The sequence below is a fragment of the Acetatifactor sp. genome, from assembly GCF_982438285.1.
The window spans coordinates 1-3,254 of the sequence record NZ_CEWDFQ010000339.1 but is presented as its reverse complement, the minus strand read 5'-3'; the positions used below and the strand labels follow the sequence as shown (position 1 = coordinate 3,254).

The window sequence follows — 3,254 nt, the reverse complement described above, 5'->3', positions numbered from 1 at the left end:
TCTTTTGCATATTTTCTCAGTGATTACTTGATTTTATTCTTTTAGAAACACACTCAGACATATCTTAAAGCATGCCTTTTAAATTGAATGAAAGAAGATAGGAGAACGTTATGACAAGGCCCCGTCAGACAATTTTTATCATCATCATTACCTGCATCATCTTCATTCCCCTGGTGCTGCAAGAGGTTTACACGCTTACGGGCAAGCGGTATGATCTTCCTTTGGTTGGGGTTGCAAGCGGTACGCAGGCACCTGAAAAATCTCTGCAGGGATTTGTGGATGGAAACTACCAGTCCGAATATGAGCAGTGGCTAAATACCAGCCTCATTCCTCGCGGTGTCTTCATTAAGCTGTATAATCAAATTCGATACAGTCTGTTTAACCAGGGAAGCGAGTGGATCATCGGAAAGAATAAGGACATCATTGGCCTTGGCTACATCAATGAATATCTCAGCCTCTGGCAGGCGTATGATTTTTCCCTGGCGGAGAATCAGCAGGCGATGCAGGAATACATTGGGCACTTGGAGAGCGTTCAGGATAAGTTAGAGAAACTTGGAAAGCATTTTCTTATCTATACAACGCCCTCCAAAGCTGAGTATTATCCCGAGAACATTCCGGAAAAATACTGGATGCAAAAGCCGGAGAACGGGGAGCGCAGCATCTCCCTTTTCCGAACACTGATTGAACAGACTGACGTCAATTATCTGGACACCCGGGAGATCATTGAACAGCACAGGGAATATCCTCTATTCTATACTACGGGAATCCACTGGGCGAGGCCTATTGAACAGCAGGCTTCCAACGCGATTTTTGAAAAGCTGGAAGACATCTCGGGCAAGAGTTTTCGCAAATTGGAGCTGATGGATGTCCGCACCAGTGAAACACCATTTTGGCGGGATTCGGATGTGTTTCAGCTCCAAAACCTCTATGAGGACGTATCTGGCCAGACGTATTATGAGTATGAAGTGGCACCGGTTTACACAGATGCCTATGACAAGCTGAATATTTTGAAGCAGGGCGGCTCTTTTTCCGAAGGGTTAGAGTATGACTACTACGCATTTTTCCCGAACGAGAGCTATGTCTATCTCAATTACAACACTTATGTTGTAGAAGACGGGATTTGGCAGTCCATCAGCGGTTGGAATGACATAGATCTGGCCAGTTATCTGGATTGGGCAGATTTTGTTGTCATAGAGGTCAACGACTCTGCGCTCCCCAACTATTCCAATGGTTTTGCAGAATACCTGGATCAGTTTCTGGACTCCTATATTCCAAATCAGGTTGCGTCCAAGACGTATGGAGTAAATCTGGATGCCTCTGCGCTGACTGGTGACGATGTGTGCGGTGGTCTGTATGGATTTGAAGAGGGTTTCTGCTGGTCTACCGGGAAGAGCTATGTCACCCTCCAAAACCCCATGATCACCCAAAATGGTCTGGAGCTTCAGCTTAATTTTCCCACGGAGCTATTCCAGGGTGAGGATGTGCAACTGGTTGTCTATGTCAACCAGGAAAAGAAAGCAGACTCCTTTGTGAATTCTGACGGTTCATGCAGTATCATTCTAACCCCGGACATGCTCAGTCCGGTGGAGAACGATATCTATGAAATTGAGCTTTATTGCTCCCGGTCTTTTATTCCCGCACAGCTTGGAATAAATGATGACACGCGCACGTTGTCTATGCAAATTGTTTATATAGGAGAAGTCAGATAAGATGGTATTTAGTTCTGCTGTATTCCTGTTTGTTTTTCTTCCTATCACGGCGTTTGTATACTATTTCAGCGCTGCTAAGGTAAAAAACTACGTTCTATTGCTTGCCTCTCTGTTCTTTTATGCCTGGGGTGAGCCGCAGTATATTCTGCTGATGTTGCTTTCCATCCTGGCCAATTATGTCTTCGGTCTCAGCGTTGAAAAGACGCGCAGCATAAAGCGGGATAAGCTGTGTTCCCTGCTTATGTGCCTGGCTGTAGTATTTAATCTTGGCCTTTTGGGCTACTATAAATATGCCGGTTTTTTGTTTGAAAATTTAAACCGGGTATTGCCGTTCAACCTGGATATTCCACAAGTGGCTCTGCCCATCGGAATCTCTTTTTACACCTTTCAGATTCTCTCCTATGTGATCGATGTCTACCGGGGAAACGTGCCAGCACAGAGAAATGTGTTAAACTTGGGGCTTTATATATCTTTTTTCCCTCAGCTCATCGCTGGCCCCATCGTACGGTATGTTGATATTGAAGCGCAAATCAAGAAACGCGAGCTGTCTTTAGATAAGGTTTATGATGGTCTGCGCTGTTTTACAGCCGGATTTGCAAAAAAAATTATTCTGGCTGACCAGCTTGCACCGCTGGTGGACACCATGTTTAATGCCAGCGACATTTCCGCACCTAGCGCTTGGGTGGGAGCGATTGCCTACACATTCTAAATCTATTTTGACTTTAGCGGATATTCTGATATGGCCATCGGATTGGGAAAAATCTTCGGTTTTGAATTTGCACAAAACTTCAATTATCCCTATATCTCCCGATCCATCCGAGAGTTTTGGCGCAGATGGCACATTTCCCTTTCTACTTGGTTCAAAGACTATGTGTATATTCCCTTGGGAGGCAGTCGTAACGGGATCTGGCGCACATACAGGAATCTGATTATCGTTTTTTTCCTTACCGGACTCTGGCACGGAGCTAGCTGGAATTTTATTGTCTGGGGTCTATACTATGCGGTGTTTCTCATCTTTGAGAGGGCGGGTGGCCACGCTATTTTGGATCGCCTTCCACGGGTTTTGCAGCACGTTTATTCCTTGTTTATCATCATGGTAGGTTGGGTTTTCTTCCGCGCAGAAAACCTAGGAAGCGCGCTGCATTACTTGATGAGCATGTTTACCTTCAGCGATGGTGCGTGGATAGAACTGTATATCCACATGAACCCGCAGTTAGTATTCTGCCTGGTTGTAGCTACCTTCTTCTCACTGCCTGTGGGAAGGAGCATAGTTCTGCGGTTGCGTGGGCAGGCGCAAATTATATATGACGTCTTTTTGGTGATTGTTTTTCTCATTGCCATCTCCTATATGTTAGGGAGCGGATTCAGCCCATTCCTCTATTTCCGCTTTTGAGCATGGCTGGCAAGGGTGCATCATAAGAACGGGAGATGGTAGCGATGTCTCCTGTTTCAGGCTGTCAAAGAAGCCACATTGCGGTAGAGCAATGTGGCTTCAGACTGTCAAAAAACCCTTCCGGGAGGTTTGGAGGGCCGAAGCCCTCCAAA

General features: G+C 45.7%; 3 protein-coding genes. All 3 read left to right on the top strand.

Features of this window, described 5'->3' with window-relative positions; translation table 11 throughout:
• The first annotated feature begins 110 nt into the window (after nt 1-110).
• The 3 genes from AC1WIP_RS13515 to AC1WIP_RS13505 are packed head-to-tail and all read left to right on the top strand — an operon-like array spanning nt 111 to nt 3,102.
• On the top strand, nt 111-1,709 hold the full coding sequence (locus AC1WIP_RS13515; RefSeq protein WP_481142318.1) for an alginate O-acetyltransferase AlgX-related protein: 1,599 nt from the start codon (nt 111-113) through the stop codon (nt 1,707-1,709).
• 1 nt (nt 1,710) lies between these two features.
• Nucleotides 1,711-2,418, top strand: a complete 708-nt coding sequence (locus AC1WIP_RS13510; protein WP_481142317.1) for an MBOAT family O-acyltransferase — start codon at nt 1,711-1,713, stop codon at nt 2,416-2,418.
• Nucleotides 2,419-3,102 (top strand): MBOAT family O-acyltransferase, encoded by a 684-nt coding sequence (locus AC1WIP_RS13505; RefSeq protein ID WP_481142319.1) that lies wholly within the window; start codon nt 2,419-2,421, stop codon nt 3,100-3,102.
• The last annotated feature ends 152 nt before the right edge of the window (nt 3,103-3,254 follow it).

Bases quoted from the DNA above. Each gene is read 5' to 3' on its own strand.
- AC1WIP_RS13510 (WP_481142317.1), top strand. From the start codon at position 1,711: ATGGTATTTAGTTCTGCTGTATTCCTGTTTGTTTTTCTTCCTATCACG.
- AC1WIP_RS13515 (WP_481142318.1), top strand. From the start codon at position 111: ATGACAAGGCCCCGTCAGACAATTTTTATCATCATCATTACCTGCATC.